The sequence below is a fragment of the Chryseobacterium sp. PvR013 genome (genome assembly GCF_017833095.1).
Lineage (GTDB): Bacteria > Bacteroidota > Bacteroidia > Flavobacteriales > Weeksellaceae > Chryseobacterium > Chryseobacterium culicis_A.
The window spans coordinates 4,425,347-4,448,577 of record NZ_JAFIBT010000001.1; the positions used below are offsets into that span (position 1 = coordinate 4,425,347).

At 36.1% G+C, this 23,231-nt stretch carries 25 protein-coding genes; 10 read left to right on the plus strand and 15 right to left on the minus strand.

Annotation, left to right across the window (positions count from 1 at the left end; genetic code table 11):
* Window positions 1-12: 12 nt before the first annotated feature.
* Entirely contained in the window at window positions 13-192 is a 180-nt protein-coding gene (locus JOE44_RS20195) for a hypothetical protein (RefSeq protein ID WP_245169823.1), read from the minus strand.
* Between the two features lie 105 nt (window positions 193-297).
* Here JOE44_RS20195 and JOE44_RS20200 point away from each other — a divergent pair, with 105 nt between their 5' ends.
* The 3 genes from JOE44_RS20200 to JOE44_RS20210 all read left to right on the plus strand — a co-directional run bounded on the left by JOE44_RS20200 (window position 298) and on the right by JOE44_RS20210 (window position 3,247).
* Complete coding sequence (locus JOE44_RS20200; protein WP_105681590.1) at window positions 298-1,200, plus strand: helix-turn-helix transcriptional regulator; 903 nt, start codon at window positions 298-300, stop codon at window positions 1,198-1,200.
* Between the two features lie 293 nt (window positions 1,201-1,493).
* A complete protein-coding gene (locus JOE44_RS20205; RefSeq protein ID WP_209786963.1) occupies window positions 1,494-2,834 on the plus strand; it encodes a carboxylesterase family protein in 1,341 nt (446 codons plus the stop codon).
* A gap of 245 nt (window positions 2,835-3,079) precedes the next feature.
* Window positions 3,080-3,247: a hypothetical protein gene (locus JOE44_RS20210; protein ID WP_158521389.1), complete on the plus strand. Its 168-nt coding sequence runs from the start codon at window positions 3,080-3,082 to the stop codon at window positions 3,245-3,247.
* Between the two features lie 52 nt (window positions 3,248-3,299).
* Here JOE44_RS20210 and JOE44_RS20215 read toward each other — a convergent pair whose 3' ends face one another.
* From JOE44_RS20215 to lpxK, 6 genes are all read right to left on the minus strand, one after another.
* The gene (locus tag JOE44_RS20215; protein ID WP_245169824.1) at window positions 3,300-4,760 is read right to left on the minus strand and encodes an alpha-amylase; all 1,461 of its coding nucleotides are present in this window, start codon (window positions 4,758-4,760) and stop codon (window positions 3,300-3,302) included.
* 56 nt (window positions 4,761-4,816) lie between these two features.
* The gene (gene dinB, locus JOE44_RS20220; RefSeq protein ID WP_209786965.1) at window positions 4,817-5,914 is read right to left on the minus strand and encodes a DNA polymerase IV; all 1,098 of its coding nucleotides are present in this window, start codon (window positions 5,912-5,914) and stop codon (window positions 4,817-4,819) included.
* A 168-nt stretch (window positions 5,915-6,082) separates the two neighbouring features.
* Window positions 6,083-6,538 (minus strand): GNAT family N-acetyltransferase, encoded by a 456-nt coding sequence (locus JOE44_RS20225; RefSeq protein WP_209786966.1) that lies wholly within the window; start codon window positions 6,536-6,538, stop codon window positions 6,083-6,085.
* An 88-nt stretch (window positions 6,539-6,626) separates the two neighbouring features.
* Window positions 6,627-7,142, minus strand: a complete 516-nt coding sequence (locus JOE44_RS20230) for a thioredoxin-like domain-containing protein (protein WP_209786967.1) — start codon at window positions 7,140-7,142, stop codon at window positions 6,627-6,629.
* A 195-nt stretch (window positions 7,143-7,337) separates the two neighbouring features.
* Entirely contained in the window at window positions 7,338-8,153 is an 816-nt protein-coding gene (locus JOE44_RS20235) for a purine-nucleoside phosphorylase (RefSeq protein ID WP_209786968.1), read from the minus strand.
* Window positions 8,137-9,162 (minus strand): tetraacyldisaccharide 4'-kinase, encoded by a 1,026-nt coding sequence (gene lpxK / locus JOE44_RS20240; RefSeq protein ID WP_079243242.1) that lies wholly within the window; start codon window positions 9,160-9,162, stop codon window positions 8,137-8,139. The genes JOE44_RS20235 and lpxK overlap by 17 nt, the downstream gene beginning before the upstream one ends.
* Window positions 9,163-9,271: 109 nt before the next feature.
* On the opposite strand from lpxK, the gene truA reads away from it, so the two are divergent.
* From truA to JOE44_RS20265, 5 genes are all read left to right on the plus strand, one after another.
* Entirely contained in the window at window positions 9,272-10,006 is a 735-nt protein-coding gene (gene truA / locus JOE44_RS20245; RefSeq protein WP_105681583.1) for a tRNA pseudouridine(38-40) synthase TruA, read from the plus strand.
* A gap of 23 nt (window positions 10,007-10,029) precedes the next feature.
* Entirely contained in the window at window positions 10,030-10,371 is a 342-nt protein-coding gene (locus tag JOE44_RS20250; protein ID WP_209786969.1) for a hypothetical protein, read from the plus strand.
* Between the two features lie 69 nt (window positions 10,372-10,440).
* Window positions 10,441-11,028 (plus strand): Crp/Fnr family transcriptional regulator, encoded by a 588-nt coding sequence (locus tag JOE44_RS20255; RefSeq protein ID WP_209786970.1) that lies wholly within the window; start codon window positions 10,441-10,443, stop codon window positions 11,026-11,028.
* A gap of 86 nt (window positions 11,029-11,114) precedes the next feature.
* Window positions 11,115-11,885, plus strand: a complete 771-nt coding sequence (locus JOE44_RS20260; RefSeq protein WP_209786971.1) for an alpha/beta hydrolase — start codon at window positions 11,115-11,117, stop codon at window positions 11,883-11,885.
* Window positions 11,886-12,016: 131 nt separating this feature from the next.
* Window positions 12,017-13,774, plus strand: coding sequence for an ABC transporter ATP-binding protein (locus JOE44_RS20265; protein WP_209786972.1), 1,758 nt, complete (start codon window positions 12,017-12,019; stop codon window positions 13,772-13,774).
* 61 nt (window positions 13,775-13,835) lie between these two features.
* Here JOE44_RS20265 and JOE44_RS20270 read toward each other — a convergent pair whose 3' ends face one another.
* From JOE44_RS20270 to JOE44_RS20290, 5 genes are all read right to left on the minus strand, one after another.
* A complete protein-coding gene (locus JOE44_RS20270) occupies window positions 13,836-14,450 on the minus strand; it encodes a class I SAM-dependent methyltransferase (RefSeq protein ID WP_209786973.1) in 615 nt (204 codons plus the stop codon).
* Window positions 14,447-15,040 (minus strand): hypothetical protein, encoded by a 594-nt coding sequence (locus JOE44_RS20275; protein WP_209786974.1) that lies wholly within the window; start codon window positions 15,038-15,040, stop codon window positions 14,447-14,449. Before JOE44_RS20275 ends, JOE44_RS20270 begins: the two co-directional genes overlap by 4 nt.
* Window positions 15,030-15,500, minus strand: coding sequence for a sigma-70 family RNA polymerase sigma factor (locus tag JOE44_RS20280; RefSeq protein ID WP_209786975.1), 471 nt, complete (start codon window positions 15,498-15,500; stop codon window positions 15,030-15,032). The genes JOE44_RS20275 and JOE44_RS20280 overlap by 11 nt, the downstream gene beginning before the upstream one ends.
* Window positions 15,500-16,321, minus strand: a complete 822-nt coding sequence (locus JOE44_RS20285; RefSeq protein ID WP_245169825.1) for an alpha/beta hydrolase — start codon at window positions 16,319-16,321, stop codon at window positions 15,500-15,502. The genes JOE44_RS20280 and JOE44_RS20285 overlap by 1 nt, the downstream gene beginning before the upstream one ends.
* Window positions 16,322-16,542: 221 nt before the next feature.
* Window positions 16,543-17,217 carry a DUF4919 domain-containing protein gene (locus JOE44_RS20290; RefSeq protein ID WP_209786979.1) on the minus strand — a complete coding sequence of 225 codons (675 nt, stop codon included), beginning with the start codon at window positions 17,215-17,217 and terminating at the stop codon, window positions 16,543-16,545.
* A 218-nt stretch (window positions 17,218-17,435) separates the two neighbouring features.
* On the opposite strand from JOE44_RS20290, the gene JOE44_RS20295 reads away from it, so the two are divergent.
* Window positions 17,436-17,651 carry a hypothetical protein gene (locus JOE44_RS20295; protein WP_034696179.1) on the plus strand — a complete coding sequence of 72 codons (216 nt, stop codon included), beginning with the start codon at window positions 17,436-17,438 and terminating at the stop codon, window positions 17,649-17,651.
* 60 nt (window positions 17,652-17,711) lie between these two features.
* Here the strand turns inward: JOE44_RS20295 and JOE44_RS20300 are convergent, their stop codons facing one another.
* A complete protein-coding gene (locus JOE44_RS20300; protein WP_245169826.1) occupies window positions 17,712-19,007 on the minus strand; it encodes an MFS transporter in 1,296 nt (431 codons plus the stop codon).
* Window positions 19,008-19,115: 108 nt separating this feature from the next.
* Complete coding sequence (locus JOE44_RS20305) at window positions 19,116-19,868, minus strand: DUF3575 domain-containing protein (protein ID WP_245169827.1); 753 nt, start codon at window positions 19,866-19,868, stop codon at window positions 19,116-19,118.
* A gap of 169 nt (window positions 19,869-20,037) precedes the next feature.
* Here JOE44_RS20305 and JOE44_RS20310 point away from each other — a divergent pair, with 169 nt between their 5' ends.
* On the plus strand, window positions 20,038-22,122 hold the full coding sequence (locus tag JOE44_RS20310) for a TonB-dependent receptor (protein WP_209786983.1): 2,085 nt from the start codon (window positions 20,038-20,040) through the stop codon (window positions 22,120-22,122).
* A gap of 62 nt (window positions 22,123-22,184) precedes the next feature.
* Here JOE44_RS20310 and JOE44_RS20315 read toward each other — a convergent pair whose 3' ends face one another.
* Window positions 22,185-23,183: a T9SS type A sorting domain-containing protein gene (locus tag JOE44_RS20315; protein ID WP_209786985.1), complete on the minus strand. Its 999-nt coding sequence runs from the start codon at window positions 23,181-23,183 to the stop codon at window positions 22,185-22,187.
* Window positions 23,184-23,231 lie beyond the last annotated feature (48 nt).

Consider the following 23,231-nt stretch of genomic DNA (forward strand, 5'->3'; position numbering starts at 1 on the left):
TATTCAGTTTATTTAGGTTGATAAATTATTATATTCTTCATCTGTTACAGGCTGCAGCCATTCTACGATTCCGCTTTGGGTATTAGGATTGATGGCAATATGGGCAAACGCACTATCAGGAGCTGCTCCATGCCTTTTGAAAAATGTTGGTATTAAAAGTTTCCATAACGGTACAAAAGTCGAAACTTTCACTTAAACCAGACTTATACAGATTACCGAATTACTTACCAATTTTACAGACCTCATTTTAATTACAAATGAAAGTGGTAATTTTGAATAGTAATAAAAATATACTTCATGGAAAATCAGGAGGTTGAAATCTATAATACGGTCTCGGAATATAATAAAATGGCCAATCATGAAACGCTGCACCCTTTGGTGAGTGTGATTGATTTTTCCAAATCCGATCCTATCTGTCAGTATAAAAGAAAATTTGGGTTTTATACCGTTTTCCTGAAAGATGTAATGTGCGGAGACATGCAGTATGGAAAACATAGCTATGACTACCAGGAAGGGACATTGGTTTTTATTGCTCCGGGGCAGACCTATGGAATTTATAATAAAGACAGACATGTTCAGCCTGCAGGATTTGCATTAATTTTTCATCCGGATTTAATAAAAGGAACCAACTTAGGAAAGAATATGAAAGACTATTCATTTTTCTCTTATGATGTACATGAAGCGCTCCACCTCTCTGAAAAAGAACGAGAAGTTGTCCTGGATTGTTTTAAAAATATTAAACTGGAACTGGAGCAGGCTATTGATAAACACAGCAAATCTTTAATTGTTAATAATATTGAACTGTTCCTGAATTACTGCATGCGTTTTTATGACCGCCAGTTTATTACAAGAGACCATATCAACCAGGGAGTTATTGGGAAATTTGAAAATCTTGTAGATGATTATTTAAAATCTGAAAATCCCAAAAATATTGGTTTTCCTATGGTGAATTACTTTGCAGAAAAACTAAATCTTTCTGCCAATTATTTCGGAGATCTGATAAAAAAAGAACTGGGAATTTCCGCTCAGGAATTTATTCACAACAAACTTATTGATATCGCCAAAGAACAGATTCTGGATCAGGCAAAAACAATCAGCGAAATTTCTTATGATTTAGGCTTTAAATATCCACAACATTTTACAAGACTTTTTAAAACCAAAGTGGGAATTTCTCCGAGTGAGTATAAAATCCTGAACTAAATTTTTTTAACACGAATAACACTAATTATGTCACAAATAACACTATAATAATTAGTGGGCATTAGCGTTTTCATTAGTGCAATTTGTGTTTAAATTATTTTTGGATTCTTAACACGAATAACACCAATTATTTCACAAATAACACTATAATAATTAGTGGACATTAGCGTTTTCATTAGTGCAATTTGTGTTTAAACTTTTTTTAGATTCTTAACATGAATAAGACCATATTAATTGTGAAATTTGTGTTTAAATAATTAAATTTAGAGAGAAAAGTTTTCACCATTCTAAAGATGACACCAAATCAGCAGAACACCACTATTTTCGAGACTCGTTTCGGGAGAATTATTGCATTAAAAGATGATGGAATAATCAGAATTAAAAGTATTCGCTATGCCTATTCTGAGAGGTTTCAAAAACCTGTTCCTGTAGAATATTCTTCATCATCACTTATTACCTCTCCTGAAAAAACTCCGGTCTGTCCACAGTCTTTAAGTCCGCTTGTGGAAAAAATGATAGGAGCAACTCCTGTTGAAAGTTTCGAGGCTGATGAAGCTACGCAATACCTTTCCATAACCCGTCCGGAAATCATATCTGAAAATGAAAAATTACCTGTTGTAGTCTGGATTCATGGAGGCTCTCATGAAATTGGCTGTGGTGATCTTGCTACTGCCGATCCTGCCGAATGGGTGAAAGAGCAACATATCATCGTAGTTACGGTTTCCTATCGTTTGGGGCTTTTTGGCTTTCTGGGAGGAAATGAAAAAAGACCTGCTAATCTTGGACTGCTGGATATGATTGAAGCATTGAGATGGATTAAAAAATATATCGAAGAGGTAGGAGGTGATGAAAATAATATTACCCTTCTCGGCCAGTCTTCAGGAGGTGATGCCATTGCCCATCTTATGATTTCAGAAGGAATAGAAGATTTATTTCAGCGGGTGATTATTCAGAGTGCTCCGTTAGGGCTTCGTCATAAAAGACAGAAAATGTCTGCGGAATTTCTGAAAAAAACAGAAGTATTGAAAGATGAAACCGATGTTCTAAAAATGATGGATGAGTACGGAAAATTTTTACCGTCTGTGATGAAGTATGGTTTGAAAGCAGCAATGCCCTTTGGTACCCAATATGGATTTTTCCCTTTATGTAAAGAAGAAGAGTCGTTGGACATGTGGAAAAAGAATGCTCCAAAATATGATATACTGATAGGGTTTAATAATGATGAAACTGCATTTTACCTTAAAACTTCCGAGGCTTTAAACAAATATTTTGGAAAAGGATTGGGCTTAAAAATCATGGATAAAACGGTTGAGAAAACTACGGAATTGATTTACGGAACTCCGGCAAAACAGTTTGCTCAGAATATTTCTGATGCCGGAGGAAATGTTTATCTCTTCAGAATTCATTCAAAATTGAAAGACAACCCTATCGGAGCACCACATTGTATTGATCTTCCTTTGATTTTTGGAAATGAATCAGCCTGGAAATCATCCGAACTGCTGAAAGATATTCCATGGAGCCGTATTCATGAGCATGGTAAAAAATTAAGAGCTCTCTGGGCGGAATTTGCCCGTACCGGAAAAATAGCTGACACCTCCGAAAGACCGGAAATTCTGGAACTCAGAAAATTGTAGTTATACAGCAAGCTTATAACATCTCTAATCTTAACAATTATCCCAACTGGAGGCATAAACATTCCCATCCTTTGGAGGGGTGGCAAAAATTCAAAGAATTTTTGACGGGGTGGTTATCACTCTTTTAATATCTGTTTGTTTTATATGAATTATGTATGCTTATTCGTGTGATTGATGTGTATTATTTATTCATAATTGTAAATTTTAATGTATATTTAATAACTAAACCATAAAAAATAATCACTATGAAAACGAAAAAAGAGTTCAAAGTAAGAAAACTTAACCGTGAGGAATTGAAGACTTTAAAAGCCGGAGACTTAAACTGGGGCAAAGTGTGCTGTACTTCCAACGAAGACGGACAATGTTGCGAGTGGGCCATAGATATCTGGAATTGCCGATATATTTATTGTTAATTTTCTATTGAAAGAAAGCCTTGTCAAGGTTTTTTAAACCTTGACAAGGCTCTTACTCAGAAATCCAGACGCTTACATTTCCTGCCGGAACAGGGAAATTTCCCCAGCCGTTTTCATCAATGATCACTTTATCTTTACATCTTTTCAAAAGGTCTTTAAATTTTTTTCCGGCATACAGTGTTCCCATTTCCATAGGTTTATGGTAAGACTCTTTATTGCTTAGAACAACAGCACATCCGGTATGTTGATCATCTCCTGTACGTACCCAGCCAAGGCAGTTGGCATCTTCAAAATAATCATGTTGCTCACCATACGCATGATCTTTTCTTGCTTTTAATAGCGCCTCAATGCCATCTACTTTAGGCATGAAAATTTCCTGATCATTACCTTCTCTGTCTTTATCCACATAATGAGCTCCATAGAGATCGGGATAAAATACACATGGATAGCCGTCTTTTCTCAACAAAATAAGGGCGTAAGCAATAGGTTTGAACCAGGGTTCTACAGGAGCTTCAAGATCCTGCAGAGGTTGTGTGTCATGATTTGCAACTAAACTTACAGCATGCATAGGATCTGCCTGAGTAAGGGTTTCATCAAAAATTCTTCGAAGATCATAAGAACCGCCTTCTTTTGAGGCATTGTGGAAGTTGTTCTGCAGGGAGCTGTCAAAAAGACTCATGCAGCCTTCCGTCACTTCAATATATTTTTGAAGCAGATGAAGATATCCCGGAGCCCAGTATTCTCCTACAGCGAAAATATTTTTTCCGGAATTGGAACGAAGCAGAGAAAGCCACTCTTTATAAAAATCAAAAGAAATATGTTTTAAAGCATCCAGTCTCACCCCATCAAAATCTGTCTGATCAAAATACCATTTTGCCCAATTGTTGAGCTCTTCCCGTACAAAAGGATTCCGATGTTCAATGTCATTATACATCAGGTAATCGTAATTTCCTTTTTCATCATCAATCATTTCTTCCCAGTCATTTCCATATTCTGACTGTATTTTATAGATATGAGAATCCATGCCTTCAGCATAATCCACACCGCTGAAGCAGGTAAAGTTCCATTCAAAATCAGAATATTTTTTTCCTCTTCCGGGAAAGGTGAATTTGGTATATGATTCTATTTCGATAACATCAGAAATTACTTTTTCTCTGTTTTCCTCATCTACTTTTACGACCTTGAATTTTTCCAGTTCATCACCTCCAGCTTTATGTCCCAGAACAATGTCTACAATAATCTGTATATTTTGTTTCTTTAAGGCTTTAATGGCTTTTGTATAATCGTTTTTAGTCCCGTATTTGGTAGGAATAATTCCTTTTTGATCAAACTCTCCAAGATCATAGAGGTCATAGGCATCATATCCGATGGAGTAACCGCCATTTGTTCCTTTGTAGGCAGGAGGAAACCATACAGAAGTAATCCCAAGTTTTGCTAAATATTTGGCCTGTTTTTCGGCTTCTTTCCACAATTTTCCGTCTCCTTCAGAATACCAGTGAAAAAATTGGATCATGGTTGGGTTCATAGATTTGCTGATTTGATCAATACAAGTTAGCAAAAAAATATGACCTATTCATTTTCAAATTCTTCAAACGGGATTTTTAGTTGAACGGAAACCTGCTTTTTTTCTTCCGTATTCAGTTGAGAGAGAGACAATCCGAGCAGGCGTACAGCCTTATCGAAGGGACGAAGTTCCCAGAGCTTTTTTCCGGTATTGAAATACTGTTCCGGAGATGAAAAATAATCTTCTCTCGTTATACTTCTTGTAAAAAGAGAGAAATCTTTATATTTTATTTTTAAGGTTAAAGTTCTTCCGAGAATATTATTTTTCTGTAATCTTTGATGGATTTCCTCTGCAAGGCTTTCTAGCTTTTCATTGATCTGCTGCTCATCTAAAAGATCCTCAAAAAAAGTTCTTTCCACAGCCACACTTTTTTGGATCCGATGAGGTTTTACTTCAGAAGTATGAATCCCACGTACTACATTATAATAATGCTGACCAGATTTTCCAAAGATTCTTACCAGATCTTCAAGTGATCTCTTCTTTAAATCTTTTCCTTTATAAATACCTAAACTAAACATTTTGTTAGCCGTAACTTTCCCAACACCATAAAATTTTTCCACCGGAAGTTCTTCCAGAAAATGCTCCATTTTGTCAGGATGAATGGTTTTCTGGCCATTCGGTTTATTAATATCAGAAGCTACTTTAGCTAAAAATTTATTGACTGAAATTCCTGCAGAAGCGGTAAGTCCCGTCTGTTCAAAAATTTTCTGACGAATTTCTTTGGCAATCAGATTGGCAGATTCCATACCTTTTTTATTTTCAGTGACATCCAGATAGGCCTCGTCCAGAGATAAAGGTTCTACCAGATCTGTATACTCATAGAAAATTTCCCGGATTTTTTTTGAAATTTCTTTATATCGGGCAAATCGGGGAGGAACAAAAATAAGCTGAGGACATTTTTCTTTGGCTGTTTTACTAGGCATTGCAGAGCGAACACCATATTTTCTGGCTTCATAGCTTGCTGCTGCAACGACCCCGCGATGCTGACCTCCTACAGCAATCGGCTTGCCTTTCAATGTAGGATTATCATGCTGCTCCACAGAAGCATAGAATGCATCCATATCCACATGAATAATTTTACGAAGCGGCAAAGAAAAATCCATATACAAAGATATGGATTCCTTTATTTATAGAAGTAAGCTAGAAGCTGGAAGAGGGAAGTAATATTACTCGATAAGGAAATTAAAGAACTGCTCACTAAATAATAAAAAACGAAGTAGTAATTAATAACGCGTCAATAACTTCCAGCTTCCAGCTCCCGCCTTCCATCATCAATCCTTCAGTCTCATGGTGAGAATATGAGGTTCAAAACCTGCCTTTTCATAAGCTTTGATGGCAGATTCATTTTGAGCATATACATCAAGTCTTACCTCACTGATTTCCCTTGATTTTGACCAGGAAATGAGTTCATCGGTAATCACTTTATTGATTCCTTTCCCTCTATGCTCCGGCTTTACATACATAAAACCCAGATAAGAATACTTTTCAAATTGGTTGTAATATTTTTCTGACTTTTTAATCAGAGCATATCCGGATGCAATGACTTCATTATTCTCTTCAGCAACAATGACAGTTGCGTCAGGAGATTGGATCAGAAATTTTAAATCATAATAATGGATCTCTCCTTCAATAAGTGTACTGTTGAAAGGTCTTTCAGCAGTAATCACTCCCTGTTCAAATTCTAAAAGAATTTCTAAATCCTTTTCTGTAGCTTCTCTTGTGATCATGGTGTTAAATAAATAAAATTTTAAAACTCATTGAAACCTATGATTTTCAATGAGTTTTTATGTTTTTTCAGATTAAAATAAATGACAATTATTTTAAAAGCTTGTCAATGGTTTGCTGAAGTTCTGGGTCTTCGGGGGAAATTGCATAATATTTTGCAATAGAAGATTTCTGATCAATAACCATATATCTGGGAATCCAGTTAAGATCCACATAATTGTTAAAATCATTTTTCCAGCCTGTAGAAAACCAATAATTTTCTTTGTTTTTCATATCAAATCTTTCAAGACTTTTTTCAAACCCTTCTTTTGAACGGTCTAATGATAGAAATACAAAATCAATATTCTTGTTATTTTCTTCTAATTCCTTAGCTTTTGGAAGGGCATTTAAACAATCTCTGCACCATCCTGCCCAAAAATCAATGACTAAAACTTTTCCTTTATGCTGATTTAGAATCTGCTGAATGGTAATGGCTTTTCCTTCTTCATCTTCCAGTTTTTGCTGTAAAGCTTCTTTTGAGAATCCTGTTTTAAGGACAGCAGGGACTTTTTGCGAATAGCTTATCCCAAAAATACCCATCATAAAAATTAATATCCACTTTCTCATCTTGAACAATTTCATTTGTACAAATCTAAACAATGAATTGCAATCTGAGATTGATTTCTGGGGAATTAGGAAAAATTTATAATATTGATGGATTCTATGGGATAAACCACCCCGTCAAAAATTATTTAAATTTTTGCCACCCCTCCACAGGAAGGTAATATTGCGTCTTGAGTTGTAATATTGAGTTATGCTATTTTACTGGTAGTTTTTAATCAATCCTTTGACAACGGAAATTACATTCGGCATTGCTTTGTTGGCGGCATTCAAAACTTCTTCGTGAGAAACGGCAAACGCTACATCAGGACCGCCAAGATCTGTAATTACGGAAATACAGAAAACATCCATTTCCATATGTCTGGCAACGATGACTTCGGGTACCGTGCTCATTCCTACCATATCCCCACCAATAGCTTTAATCATTCCGTATTCAGCCGGAGTTTCAAAAGTAGGTCCTTGTAGGGCAACGTAAACTCCCCGATGAATTTTAATGTCATGTTCTGCTGCTGCCTGTTCAGCCACAGCAATCATTTTTTTGTTGTAAGGCTCACTCATGTCCACAAAACGTGGTCCAAGTTCATCTATATTTTTTCCGCGAAGAGGATGCTCAGGCATCATATTGATGTGATCTTTCAGAATGACAATATCAGCAACGCTGTAAGCAGGATTTACTCCGCCACAGGCATTGGAAAGAATAAGATTTTGAATTCCCAGCAGATGAAAAACTCTTATCGGGAAAGTAACGGTTTCCATTGAATGTCCTTCATAATAATGGAAACGGCCGCTCATCATCAGTACTTTTTTCCCTTCCAATATTCCATAAATCAGTTTTCCGGTGTGTCCGGCCACTGTAGTTTGTGGAAAATGAGGAATGTCCTTGTACTCTAAAATATGGATTGGTTCTACTTCATTTTGTAATTTTCCCAGTCCGGATCCTAAAACAACCGCAAAATCAGGAGTTTCCTGAATAATATTTTTAATAAAATCCGCGGTCTCTTTAATTTTTTCTAACATAATCCAAGATGATTTGATTGAATTCTTCTTTCTTATCAATAAGTACATTGATAGGCCAGTAGTAAACAATTTCTCTAAGATAGTCAAAAGTTTTCAGACGTACGTAATCTTTCTCTGTGGTTAATATCAGTTTATATTCTCCTAGTTTTTTGTATTCGGCAAGGATTTTTTTTATATCATCATCGGTGAAATTATGATGATCCCTGAATTTTAAATGCTTCACCCTTTTTGAGAATTTTGCCAGATGTTCCAGAAGTGGTTTTGGATTGGCAATTCCGGTAATCAGTAAAATATCATAATAATTCAGGTTGTTATCCGGAAGCATTTTATCTTTTCCGTATACATTTTCGTCATAACCAATGGATGAAAAGAAGACTTTCTGCCCATAAGAAGGTCTTATTCTTGAAATATAATACCTTTTTGTTTCCTCTGTCAGTTCATCAGGACATTTACTGACCATGATGATATTGGCTCTTTTATATCCAGCTCTCGATTCTCTGAGGTCTCCGGCAGGAAGCACATAATCTTTAAAAAAAGGATCGTTAAAATCAGTCATCAGAATATTGAATCCAGCCTTAATAGCTCTGTGCTGCATGGCATCATCCAATACAAGAACCTGAAGATCCATATCATCAATTACTTTTTTAGCTCCGGGAACACGTTCTTCGGAAACGGCAATAACAAAACGGTTTTTAAAACGCTCAAAAAGCTGCATGGCTTCATCACCCACCATTTTATAGTTGCTTTCGTAATTGGTTACTTCGTAGCCTTTGGTCAGCCTTCCATAGCCTCTTGAAAGCACACCGGTTCTGTAATGTTTGGATAGAAACTGAGCAAGATACATCACCATAGGTGACTTCCCGCTTCCGCCCACAGAAAGGTTTCCGACATTGATTATCGGGGTTTTGAATTTTGTCGACTTAAAAATTCCCAGATCATACATTGTGTTCCGGATACCCGTTACCAAATGATAACCAAGGGAAAAAGGATAAAGGTACCATCTTTTCATACGATTGCAAAAATAGGAATTTTCGTAAGCATTTGGTGCAACATTCTCAAAGACTTTTCAACAAATATTTCGTTAAATTAAAGTATTTTTGTGGAGTTATTACAATACATTGAGATACTTTATTGAATTTTCTTACAACGGGAAGAATTATTTCGGCTATCAGATACAGCCGGATGCCATTTCTGTGCAGGAAGAACTGGAAAAAGCGCTGTCTACAATTTTGCGCGAAGAGATTAAAACAACAGGAGCGGGAAGAACTGATACCGGGGTTCATGCCAAAAAGATATTTGCCCATTTTGATACTGAAAAAGAACTGGACGACCAACTTACACGCAGGCTGAACAGTTTTCTTCCGCCTGATATTTCCATTAAAAGGATTTTTCCGGTAAAAGATGATTTTCATGCCCGTTTTGATGCGACTTACAGAACTTACGAATATTATATCTCTCTGGAAAAAAATCCGTTTACCCAGGAATCTGCATGGCAGCACTGGAAAAGATCTCTGGATATTGTCGCAATGAACGAAGCCTGTAAGATTCTTTTTGAATATGAAGATTTTACCAGTTTTGCCAAATTAAAAACCGACAACAAAACTAATATCTGTAAAATGTACAAAGCAGAATGGGAGCAGAACGGAACAGAGCTGAAATTCACAGTTTCTGCCAACCGTTTTCTTAGAAATATGGTTCGTGCTATTGTCGGAACGATGGTGGAAATTGGTACAGGAAAGCTGAAACCGGAAGATCTCCGTAAAGTAATTGAAGATAAAAACCGCAATGCTGCAGGTACTTCAGCTCCGGGACATGGACTGTATCTGGTGGATGTGGGATACGATTTTAAATAAAAACTAAAAACAAAATAATAATCATGTTATCAATTTTTATTCTTATTGGTGCCTACCGATATTATGCACAATTAGCCGAAAGATTTGGAAAAACAAAATGGCAATACGGTGTTTTGGCTATTGGAATTTATCTGGGAACCCAGATTGTGTTAGGGATGAGTTACGGTGTGTATTTGGGAATAACAGATCCTGAATCCGTAGATAATGTAAATTATACAGGATTTTCGGGAGTGAATATGGTCGGCTGGTTAATCTCTATTCTTGCTGTTTGGGGAGTTTATAAATTTCTTGAAAATAAGTTTATAAAAGAAAGACCGGCAAAAACCATCGAAATTGAAGAAATAGGGAAGGCTATTGATCAGTAATATTTCTCTTTTTAGTATCAGAAAATAAGATTATTTTTAAATAATGTAAGGGATACTAAAAAAATAATCATGACTGAAATTGAAAAACTAGCCTTCGCATTACATCATTTTGCCGGACTTTCAGAAGAAGATTTCAGATTGTCTGAACAATTTTGGCTTCCTAAGGAATATAAAAAAGGAGATTTTTATAATCTTCAAGGAAATGTCTGCTCTTATTTGGGGTTTATCGTTGATGGAGTTTTCCGTTCTTACGTTATTAATGGAGATACCGGAGAAGAGAAGAATGTTTTTCTGTATTCTGCCAATGGCTTTGTTGTTCCTTTTAAAAGTTTTCTGAATCAGATTCCATGTGATTATTTTACACAGGCTCTTACGGATGCCTCCATTATTTTTATCCGACATGCTGATTTACTTTCGCTTTATCAGCAGTCGCATCAATGGGAAAAGTTTGGACGGCTTATGGCACAGGCAGCATTTAATATTACCATGACAAGGGTAGAGGGGTTTTTATTAAAGTCTCCTGAAGAACGATACCTGGATCTTATGAAAGAGCATCCTGATATTTTCAGCAATGTTCCGCTGTATCATATTTCTTCTTATCTGGGCATTCAGGGACCTTCTCTGAGCAGGATAAGAAAAAGAATTTCAGGTAAATAGTACGATTTTAACCTGAGTTAAAGTTTTCGTCATTTTATCTGCGGAAATTTGTTTCATCATTTTAACAATACAAAAAAGTAAAAAATATGAAAACAAAAACGATCGTATTAATTCATGGATTATTTGTGAATAATACAAGCTGGAAAGAATGGAAAACGTATTTCGAAACTCAGGGGTATACCGTGCATACACCTTCCAATCCGGGACATGAAGGAGATCCTGTGAATTTAAAAAACAATATTCCCCAGGAATTGAGACATGTGGGCTTTGATGATACGGTGAATAATCTTGTAAAACTGATTGACAGCCTTCCTGAAAAACCTATTGTTATCGGACACTCATTTGGAGGACTTATGGTTCAGAAACTGATTGATATGGGAAAAGCAGCAGCAGGAGTGAGTATAGATGGTGCGCCTCCCAAAAATGTGATGGCTCCTTTTTCTACGGTAAAAATTGTTTGGCCGGTAGTTAACTTTTTCAAAGGAAACAGTCCGTTTTTAGGAACGAAAGATTGGTATCACAAAGCTTTTTTTAATAATTATTCTAAAGAAGAAAGTGATACATTGTATGAAAAGGTAGCTGCTCCCGAAAGTAGAAAACTGGCAAGAGATCCTTTACTCAAAGCTTCTGCTAAATTAGATCTGAAGAAACCCCATCAGCCACTGTTGTTTATTGCTGGCTCTAATGATAAAATTTTTCCTGCTAAATTTTCAAAAAAAATTGCGGGAGCTTATAAAGATTCCAACAGTATTGTAGATTTTAAAGAATTTGCAGGCAGAAGTCACTTTATCTGTGGAGAAAAAAATTGGGAAGAAGTAGCAGAATATGTTCTGGGCTGGATACAAAAGAATGCTTAATATATTCATATTGTAAATGGTAGGTATCTGAAATTTTCTATGACGATTTCCAAAAGTTGTAAAGGCAGTCCGGTTATAAAGTCTTATTTTTGCATAGAATTTTATTTTAATTCTTTCTTTCGATTCGTACAATGAAAAAACAAGATACCTGGGGAATTATAAAAAGGCTGTTCTTTATCGGAATGAAATTTCGTTCATGGTTCATCCTTACCCTTATAATTTCTATATTCCTTTCTATTGTTTCTACTTACAGGCCTTATCTTACAATGCAGGTGGTGGATAATGACATTACAAAGCTCCATGATAAGGCTTTGATGATGAAGCATATCTATATCCTTGTAGGATTGGTATTTGCAGAAACTATTTTAAACTTTTTCCTGGTTTATTTTTCAAATTTTATCTCGCAGAATGTAATCAGAGATATCAGAGAGCGACTTTATGCTAAACTGATCTATTTCAAGACTTCATTTTTTGATAAAACTCCTATCGGACAGCTGGTAACGCGTGCCGTAGGAGATGTGGAAACTATTGCGACTGTCTATACCGATGGTTTCCTGATGGTATTCGGGGATATTCTGAGAATTCTGTTTGTATTAGTCATGATGTTCAGTACCAATATTCATCTGAGTTATATTACACTGGCTATTTTACCTTTGATGGTAATGATTACAAGATTCTTTCAGAAAAGACTTAAGAAAGCGTTCGGGGATGAAAGAAACTGGACATCCAATCAGAACTCTTTTGTTCAGGAAAGGCTTGCCGGAATGTCGATTATTCAGGTATTCAACAGACAGGAATCTGAGTTTAAGAAATTTGATGATATCAATATTACCCTGAAAGGAGCATTACTGAGAACTGTATTTATATTCTCATTGTTCTTTCCGGTAGTAGAACTTATTTCGTCATTATTTATAGGATTTATCCTTTTTTATGGAGGTTATATTACCATCAGTGCCGGAGTAGTAATTGCATTTATCCAGTATATTTCAATGCTGATCCGCCCTTTGAGACAGATTGCAGACCGCTTTAATAATATCCAGCGAGGAATTGTAGGAGCAGAAAGAGTATTGGGACTGATGGATGAAGAAAACTCAATGCCGAATAACGGAACAGTGAAGAAAGACCACTTTGCCGGAAAAATTGAATTCCGGAAAGTACATTTTGCCTATGATGAAAAACAGGAAGTACTGAAAGGGATAGATTTTAAGGTGAATCCTGGAGAAACGGTAGCTATCGTTGGGGCAACAGGTGCCGGGAAATCTACCATCATTAGCTTGATCACAAGATTGTATGATATCAATTCCGGGAATATTCTGATTGATGATGTGGATTTAAAAGATTATGAGCTTTATAACCTGAGAAGCCATATTGGAGTGGTATTGCAGGATGTTTTCCTTTTCCACGGAAGTATTTTTGAAAACCTTGCCTTTGGAGATGACAGTATCACGCTTGAAAAAATAAAAGCTGGTGCCAGAGAGATTGAGGTGGATCAGTTTATTCAGCAGCTTCCTGGCGGATATGATTATGTAGTGAGTGAAAGAGGTTCATCCATTTCTTTAGGGCAGAGACAGCTGTTGTCTTTCCTGAGAGCTTATTTATCAGATCCGAAAATTTTAATTCTGGATGAAGCAACCTCTTCCATTGATCACGAAAGTGAAAAGCTGATTCAGAGAGCTACAGAAAAAATTACTAAAAACAGAACATCCATTATTATTGCCCACAGACTTTCCACCATTGAAAAAGCGGATAAGATCATTGTAATGGAACACGGTAAAATTGTAGAAGAAGGAAAGCACCTTGAGCTTCTGGATAGAAACGGATATTACGCCACTCTTTACAAAGCTCAGCTTCGTCATGAAGTGGAAGTGGAAGAAGAAAAAGAATCATAAACAAAAAAGAGAGTCATTACCGACTCTCTTTTTTATATTTAAATAAAATATATACAATTCATTAATGCTTTTTAAAACAGCAGAACACAAAATTCTGAACGGTCTCAAAAGGGGTTGTGTGATCTTCGGTAATACATTGTAACTTTTTAAAACTTTTTTCAAATTTTTCTGTTAATGATTCCTCATCATACTGCTGAATATCCAATCCGCTGCATTTGGTTGGGCCATTTTTAGAAAAAGTTCCAATGATCATAAAGTTATCCACATTTTTTTCTGCAATATCTACATATTTTGAAACCTTTTCCGGTGTTGTCAGGAAATGAAAAGCAGCCCTGTCATGCCAGATATCATAAACTTCAGTGGGTTCAAAATCGGTAATGTCTGTAGCAATCCACTTTACTTTACCGGCAGCATTTCCCAGTCTTTCCTGTGCTTTTTCCAGAGCTTTGGCGGAAATATCCAGCACGGTAATATTTTCATAGCCTTCCTCAAGAAGAAAATCAACAAGGTTGCTGTCTCCGCCGCCGATATCAATGATGCGGGCATCTTTTCCCAATCCGGAAGATTTTATAAAATCAAGAGAGGTGTGAGGTTTTTTCTGAGTCCAGCTTACCTGATTAGGATTTTTGGTCTCATATACATTTTCCCAGTGGTTTTTGTTGTCAGAAGAAATCATGATTCTTTTAATTGATTATTGATCTCTTCAAATTTATTAATTAATTCGTCAAGTTTCCCTTGTTGTTTCTTTATAGTTCTGGGCCTTAAATAAAACCAGTTAAAGGCTACCCATAAAGAGGTTACTGAATAAGTCAAAACAGCAGAACCAATGGTCATTTTTGAAGTATATTCATACATATAAAAGCATATTCCCAGAAACAGCATGATAAAATACAAGTTGAGTATGGTAGTCTGCATGAATTTTTGCTTGCTTTTTACCAGATATAAACTTTGTAAATATTCATGGTTAGATTGAGTCTGATCAATTTTGTAAAATACCATAAACATTTTGTTATAGGCCAATAGAAAGATAGCCATACCCAGAACTACAAGCACCATTCCGATTTTTGTTGTGATCATTTCCGGCTGATAACGATACCAGATGAAAAGAATTACTAATGAAGTAGCGATTAATCCAATATTAGCAAAGATGAGCCGGCGCAGATTCTGGTTTCTGAATTTTTTTAGCTTTCCAAGAAGCTCCTCTAGATTAGGTTTGTTGGAAGTCTGCTGCTTCCATATATTTTTGAAATCAATATTAGTAGCCATTTTCTTTAAACTTTTGCGTTAATTTTTCTTTTATCCTGTGAATCTTTACTCTGATGTTGGATTCTGAAAGTCCTACGATATGAGCTATTTCAGCCTGTTTTATCTCTTCCAGTTCCAATGAAATAATAATTCTGTCTGTTTCAGGCAACTCCGAAATAAACTGATACAGCATTTGTATCTGAGGTTCCATAGATTCCTGCTTTTTCTCTTCCAAATTAATGGGCAGATCAGTTTTGGTAAACTTCTTTTCCCTTTCAATCTGTCTGAGGCAGTTATTAGAGGCAATTCTGAAGATCCATGTTCCTATGCTGGATTCATTCCTGAATTTCGGGAGCTGCTGCCATACAATGATAAATGTTTCCTGGGCAAGATCCTGAGCAATGTCGGTGTCGTTCACATATCCCATGCATAAACGGAATATCCTTTGCCAGTAGAGTTCGTATATCTCTTCAAAAACCATTATTTCGCAGATAAAAAGTGAGTAAGCTGATTAAAATACCAATCCTTATCATCATACATAATGAAATGCAATCCTTTTGAAGCGTACTGCATATTGGCATTTTTTAAATTTTTGTATTGTCCTTCAATGGTTGGCTTAAGATTGATAAAAAAAGACTCCAAAAGAATAAGAGAAGGACATTGTATATTTTTTATTTTGTCTCTGAGGTCGGTATTGGAAAAATCACAATACATTTTAGCAAAAGTTTTTCGGTCAGATTTCATACTCCAGCTGATTACAGTTTCCTGCATAGAACTATCTGCCAGAAGACGTGGCATAGCCTGAGTCTGCATTTTACGGAACTGTTCATCATTCATAGCGGTTAACTGAGTAATGACAGGAGTACAGTCGTTGTTTTCTTTTGATATAAAATTAGGATCAGCCATTGCTGCCAGGCAGGGAAGGGTGTCTACGATTACAATTTTACCTACAAGCTCAGGATAATCAGCTGCAATCGCCAAAGCCAGGCCGCCTCCCATACTATGCCCAATAATGATGGGTTGGTCAATTTTATTATTCCTGATATAAGCAGCAATTCCTTTTTCCCAATCTTTAAAACTGGCGTCTGCCTGTGGTTGAGTTCCGGCAAATCCGGACATTGTTAAAGTATAACAGGTGAAGTTTTTTTCAAATCTTGCAGTGGTTTCGTTCCATACATCTCCTGAAGAGGCAAATCCCGGAATGAAAATTAATGACTGATTCCCTTTTCCAGTTTTTTTAACTTCAAACGGATAGGTAGTTTCCTGACCGAATATGTTGCATACCGCTAAAAAAAATAACATGATGATAAGAAGGAATGTAAATTTTTTAATGATTTCTAAAGTTTTAAAGTTTATTTGTCTTTTAGAGACGAACCTTCAAAAAATGTTACACAAAATTTATTTATTTTTTTGGAAAAATATTTCTCCTTCTCCGGAACCCTTATTATTAGGGCGAAATCATATGAAATTTATTTAAAAAAATTGATAGCTGCTATTTTTGAATTATAAAATATAGGAATTAATTACTCCAATATTCTTCCATAGAATCGGCTGATATCAAAATAAAATCCTGGAATTTTATATTTGTCTTTTTCAAACTCCTGATAGTCACATTTCCCTTTTATACTTTGTGATTTTGTTTCCATTTGAAATCTGTTTAAAAGAACATACTCATCTGTAACGGAAATGACATGAAAGCCTGTCTCACATTTCAGCCCGTCACCGGAAGTTAGAATGGCGTTTAATAGTCCGTGGAAATTTCCTGCAATTTTTTCAGCAGTGACATCATCTTTATTCAAATGATACAGATAAGCAAGATAATTCATAGCGCGCAGATCCAACGGATTTTCATCCAAAGCATCCAGAAATAGCTGGATTCCTTTAGAAAGATCTTTTTGCGAAATACCTTCTCCACGATAATATTTGGCAACCTCTTCAGCCTTCTTGCCTGTTTTATAGGGTTCATACCCTTTTTGAAACGTGTAACCGAAATAAAGATGACGATATTGATTGCTGGTAAGAAGGGTATCGTTCTGTTTTAATCTTTTTAAAAGCTTCGGATAATAGAACTCTGAATTTTTATCCTCAATATTTTTTTGAATGGCAGCATAATCCGGTGCTTTGAATTCCATTTTTTGACCATGCAGGAAAGTAAGCAATAGAAAGAAGAATAAAGAGAAAAATGCTTTAATATTCATAGTTTGTATAAGGTTGTTACATTTTTTTATGATCGTAAAAATACGGAATATGTATCAATCGGTTAATATCGACTGACTATTTGTAAAAAAAATAATAAAATATTATCAAAGTGTTACTTTGTGTTAATAAATTTACTAACTTTATTCGGAATTTGAGATGTTACCCCTAACATTTGAAGGGGTAAATGGAATTTTTAACTAAAAAACTAAAAATATTAATGAGCAGTAGTATCCAAGATGAATTTAAAGTCTTCAAAGACGAATTGAGAAAGTTGAATATCGAAGTACAGAAAGTTGTAAAAGTAGGAAACGGGAGTATGGATTTCCATGAGGTTTTCTACAAATCGCCGAGGTATGAAGAGGTAAAGAGCATCTATGTCCAGCGCCATAATCTGGACAGTATGATTGAAAAATTTAAACAGGCTTATCATTAAAAAATAGAACGTTCGCCGCAGAGAATCTGCGGCGAACGTTTTTTATAAATTACTGGAATATTAATCCTGATCAAGTGTAGAAGTCTTTTTAGTATCTTTCATTCCTATATAAACGACCAGAGAAAAAAGAATACATCCGGTAATATACCAGTAAAAGTATTCTTCTGAACCAATCTTTTTAAACCAAAGGGCAATATATTCTGCTGTTCCCCCAAATATAGCCACTGTAATCGCATAAGGCAGACCCACACCAAGTGCCCTGATTTCGGAAGGAAAAAGTTCTGCTTTTACCACTGCATTGATGGAGGTGTATCCACTTACAATAATTAATGCTGCCATAATCAGAAAAAATGCACTCCATATTGAAGTAGTTGTACTCAATGCTGTAAGAAGAGGAACAGTACACAGCGTTCCCAGAATACCAAATCCTAAAAGAAGCGGCCTTCTTCCAATCTTGTCAGATAGTCCTCCAAATACAGGCTGAAGGCATGCGAAAATAAATAGTGAAATAAAAGAAACCAGTGTAGACTCTTCCTTTGTAAGATGTACTGTATTCACCAGGAATTTCTGCATATAGGTGGTGTAGGTATAAAATGCCAATGTTCCTCCTAAAGTAAGGCCTACAACGGTAAGTAGGGCTCTAGGATGCTTCAGAAGCTCTTTTACAGTTCCTTTTTTCTTTTCGCTGATTTCTTTTTTATTTTCAAAAGCTTCCGTTTCATGAAGGTTGGCTCTTAGGTATAATGCAATGATAGAAAGCATAGCCCCGATTACAAAAGGAATTCTCCAACCCCAATCTTCAAGCTGAGCTTCAGTCAGAAGTAATTTTTGTAAAATAAGCTGAATTCCCAGTGCTATAAGCTGTCCGCCAATCAGAGTGACATATTGAAAGCTGGAATAAAATCCTCTTCTGTCCTGTGTTGCCATTTCGCTGAGGTAGGTTGCAGAGACTCCGTATTCACCGCCAACACTCAACCCCTGAAGTAGTCTTGCCAATAAAAGTAATAAAGGAGCCAGAATACCTATAGATTTATAAGTAGGTGTAAGAGCTATCAATAAAGATCCAAAAGACATAAGAAGAACAGAAAGAGTCATCGCTTTTTTTCTTCCGATCTTATCCGCAATGCTACCGAACACCCATCCACCGATAGGACGCATAAGAAAGCCTACAGCAAATATTCCTGCGGTATTCATCAGTTGGGCATTCAGGTCAGAATCCGGAAAAAATGAATGGGAAAAATAAATGGCAAAGGCAGCATACGCATACCAGTCATACCATTCCACAAGGTTTCCGATAGATCCGCCTATGATGGCTTTAATTCTTTGAGCGGTAGTAATAGTGGACGAATTCATCATGATATTTTCCAGAAATTTTTGTTAATTATAGCGTCCAAGATACAAATTTTAGAAAAAAATAAACCGCTCTGAAAAAGAACGGTTGGTATACATAAAGGATTGTATTTTTTAAAATCTATACCCAATGGAAAGTCCGCTTCGGAAACCCGCCCAAGGGCCGTCCACTTTTATTCTGGCGCCATTGGCATTCGTTTCTACCGTATATTTTACAAACGGAATATCCAGATTTTCAATTTCTTTTTTTAGCTGAGCCTGCATATCAGGAGTCAGTACATAATCTGAAGTCATGGTAAAATCCCCTTTTCCACTTCCATAATGAGCTCCCGCGATCCAAAAATCCAGTACAAGATTCTGGCTTCTGGTTAGAAAGAATTGTACGCCGACCATTACTCCGCCACTGTTCCCTTTCGTATCTCCCTGTCCTTTAAGTGGTACCTGATAAGTGACTCCATTCGGACCGTTATAATCATAATAAAAATCAAAAGCATTGGATGTTACACTTGAATAGCGGTAATAGGGAGCAAAATAAAATCCTTTTCCATAACCTTTCCCGATATAAAACCTCGGCTCAATAGTGAAATTGGTCGCTTTTACACTAAGATTCTGGAATCTTTTCTCATCTTCATCTTTCAGAAAGGCATTGATAAAAGGCACTTTCCCTTCCGGCATAGTTCCGAAACCAATATTCACGGAAAACCATTGGTTGACTGCCCGTTCATAAGACAGGTTGATATTTCGGAATGCATAAGCCGTGACATTGGTCTTGATGATATTCATCTTCTCTGCTGAACTGTTCTGAATTTCCTGAGCCCCCAACACAGAAAACAGGAAGCACGGAATTAATATGAATACTTTTTTCATGATTCTATATTTTGTGATGTAAAAAAATACCAGCAAAAAACGGGCTGGATTTAACATAATAACTAAAATTTTGAAGAAAACTTATTCATTGCTTTTTAATTGATCTGCCATTATAAATGTAACAAACATGAGGGATTGATTGTTTTAATGGTATAATTCATCTTCAGACATGATAAAAACTATATATACCCTCTTTTTTCTTTGCGGCACTTTTATGTTTTCACAGGAAACGAAAAATGATACGGCTGATGCTGTGGGCACCAAAGAAATTCAGGAAGTTATTTTGAAATCACAACGTAAAAAGCTGTTTGCAGACAAAGCTGTTTATACTTTTGACAAAGAAGCTCTGGAAAAAGCCCGATACGCAAAAGATCTTCTTCGTACACTTCCGGAATTGCAGCTGGATCCGGTAGCAAATACCATTACCAGTACGAAAGGAGGAACTACACTGTTCCTTATTAACGGTATTGAAGCTACAGATATGCAGATCCGGAGTGTTGCACCCAATGAGGTGGTAAAGGTAGAGTATTATGACATTCCGCCTGCAAGATGGGCAACGAGAGCAGATACGGTAGTTAATATTCTTACAAAATCTACAGAAACAGGATATGTTTTCGGAGCTGATATTTCTACTGCTTTAAATACCGGGTTTGTGAATAGCTCGGCCTATGCGAATTATACAAAAGGAAAAAATAATTTCGGACTGGAATATTCTTTGAATCTGAGAGATTATAATGACAGAAGGGTAAACAGTATCTACGACTATCAGCTGAACGGAAAGCATTACCGTTCTGATGAAAACAGAACAGATCATTTCGGATATACTTTCCAGAATATTGCTTTGCGTTATACAAGACTTGTTCCCGATGATTATGCTTTTCAGGCTAAACTTAATATGGATATTTTCAACAGGTTTTCAAAAGGTGTGGGGCAGAGTGTCTTTACTGAAGATAACCTGAGGGAAGAGCACAGTATGTTTAAAAATAATGGCTCAGACTATGTAATTCCGAAGTTGGACCTTTATTATTCAAAAAAAATCAGTGAAAAAGATGAGTTGAGTATTAATGTGGTGGGTTCTTATTATACTACAAATACTACAGAAACAGCCAAAGAATGGGTGGTAGGTTCGGGATTGTCTGTGTATGACAATGATATGATGCTGAAAGCCAAACAGACGAGTATGGTGGGAGAGCTTGCTCATACACACGATTTCAAAGCAGGAAAACTTTCATCCGGATATCGTATTTCAAGGTCTTCTATTTCCAATGATCTGAATAACCTTGCCGGATATTCTCAATACAGTGTCACTTATCTGGAACAGTATTTTTATACCGAATTTGCAGGAAAAGTGAATCAATTCAGTTACCGCATCGGAGCCGGTCTTACGAATATTCATAACAAAAGTGCAGAGAATACTTTTGATGAATGGACTTTTACTCCGAAGGTGATTTTAGCCTATCAGGTTAAAGGTAATCAGAATCTTCGTTTTACCGCAAGCTACAATCCAGTGAGTCCATGGAGTAATGCTTTGAGTAGTAATGTAGTACAGCTGGCTCCTAATATCGTTCAGAGAGGAAACCCTTTTTTAGAATCACAACAGGTTTTTTCTAATAATCTGACCTATTCTTTTAATAATAAATATTTTGATTTTAATGCAGGTTTGTTTTACAGGTATACCAACCGTGTGATTAATCAGTATTATGTTCAGGATGATATATTGGGAGGATATGCACTGACTTATGAAAACGGGAAGAACGGACAGCGATACGGAATACAGCTGACAGGATCTTATAAACCCTTTGGGAACAGCTTACTTGTTGTAAAAGCTGTAATCACCCCAACTTCTGAAACCGTAAGGACAAGTACAGGTGCTTTGATCAAAAATGATTATTTAGGAAATTATTTTTCGCTTTCATCAGAATATAAATCTTTCTCAGTGCAGTATCAGTTCAATATTCCGGTATATAGCCTTAATGGAGCTTTCTTGAATACAAATGAAAACCAGAATAATGTTTTTGTAAGCTATAAACATCAGAACTGGACGTTTTCCACAGGAATGTACTGGATAGGAATGCCTTCGGAATACAAAACGAAAAGTTTACCGGAAAGTTTGGTTGATTATAAAATTCATACACAGATTATGAACAACAAATCCATGTTTGTGTTAGGATTAAGCTATGATTTCTCTAAAGGGAAAAAAACAGAGATTCAGCGAAAGCTTAATAATGAAACTGCTCCTGCTGCAACCTTTTAAATGCAAGTTTGAATGTTAATAAGAAATCCCCGCTCATTGGTAGGAGCGGGGATTTTGTTTTATTATTTCTTGATGAATTTTGTATTCTTTGTTTCTGCAGCATTTTTTCCACTGACCTCAATGAAATAAGATGCTGGCGGAAGGTCTGAAATCTGTATGTTTCCAGATTTTACCTCTGAAGTTTTAACCAGTTTTCCATCCAGACTGTAAATATTGGCTTTAGAGTAATTACCTGTATTTCCCTTGAAACCGATAAAGTCCTGTGCAGGGTTTGGATAAACTACTAAGCTTTCTTTTTTCGCAGCATTGTTTACGGCAAGGAATGTTTCACTTAATGCAAATGTAGTTTTTACATTCTGATTGATACTCAACAATGGAATGCTGATATTTCCGCTTGTAGAATTAAGCAGTGCATATCTGTGAGAAGCATCGTAATAAGAATATGCTATATTGGTAATTGTTCCGATAGGGTTAGAATAAGTAACATCCAGAGCTGAATAGAGATTGAAATTCTGTGTGAATTTTACTCTCAGAACATTATTGTATGTTTGATTTCCTATAATTAAAGTTCCATATGCATCAGAAATAGCAGTCATTGTACCACTGAATAATCCGCTGGCAGAAGATGAGGAAAAAGTACCTTTCGCGGTATCGTTCTGTGTTGGTCCGTACGTTGTTGGATAATTAATATGAGTACCATTATCCACACTAAAATTTAAAGTTGCCTGTGTATTGACAATTCCTGTAATTTCCAGTTTAGTAGTTGACGCTTTGTAATAAACGGTTGTTCCTCCATCTACCATTTTAAGAGTAGAACCCGGGAACGTCGCTATTTCAGTAGAAGTAGGAGTGGAATAGGTTGTTTGTGACGCAGCTCCCATCGTAAGTCCTCCATTTGAAAATGTTGCGTTTGGTCCTGTTGCAGAGTTGTTTACGGTACCGGCTGTATTGTTATAATTGATAACGTTTCCGGAAATAGGATCATTGGATGCTTTTGTAAGCGTGATCTGCGCAGACATCATGGCAGACGCTCCTAATAAAAGGAGTAAAGATTTTTTCATAGTCAGAATTTTTTGTTAAAAATAATTAAAAAATAGTATTCAAATGTT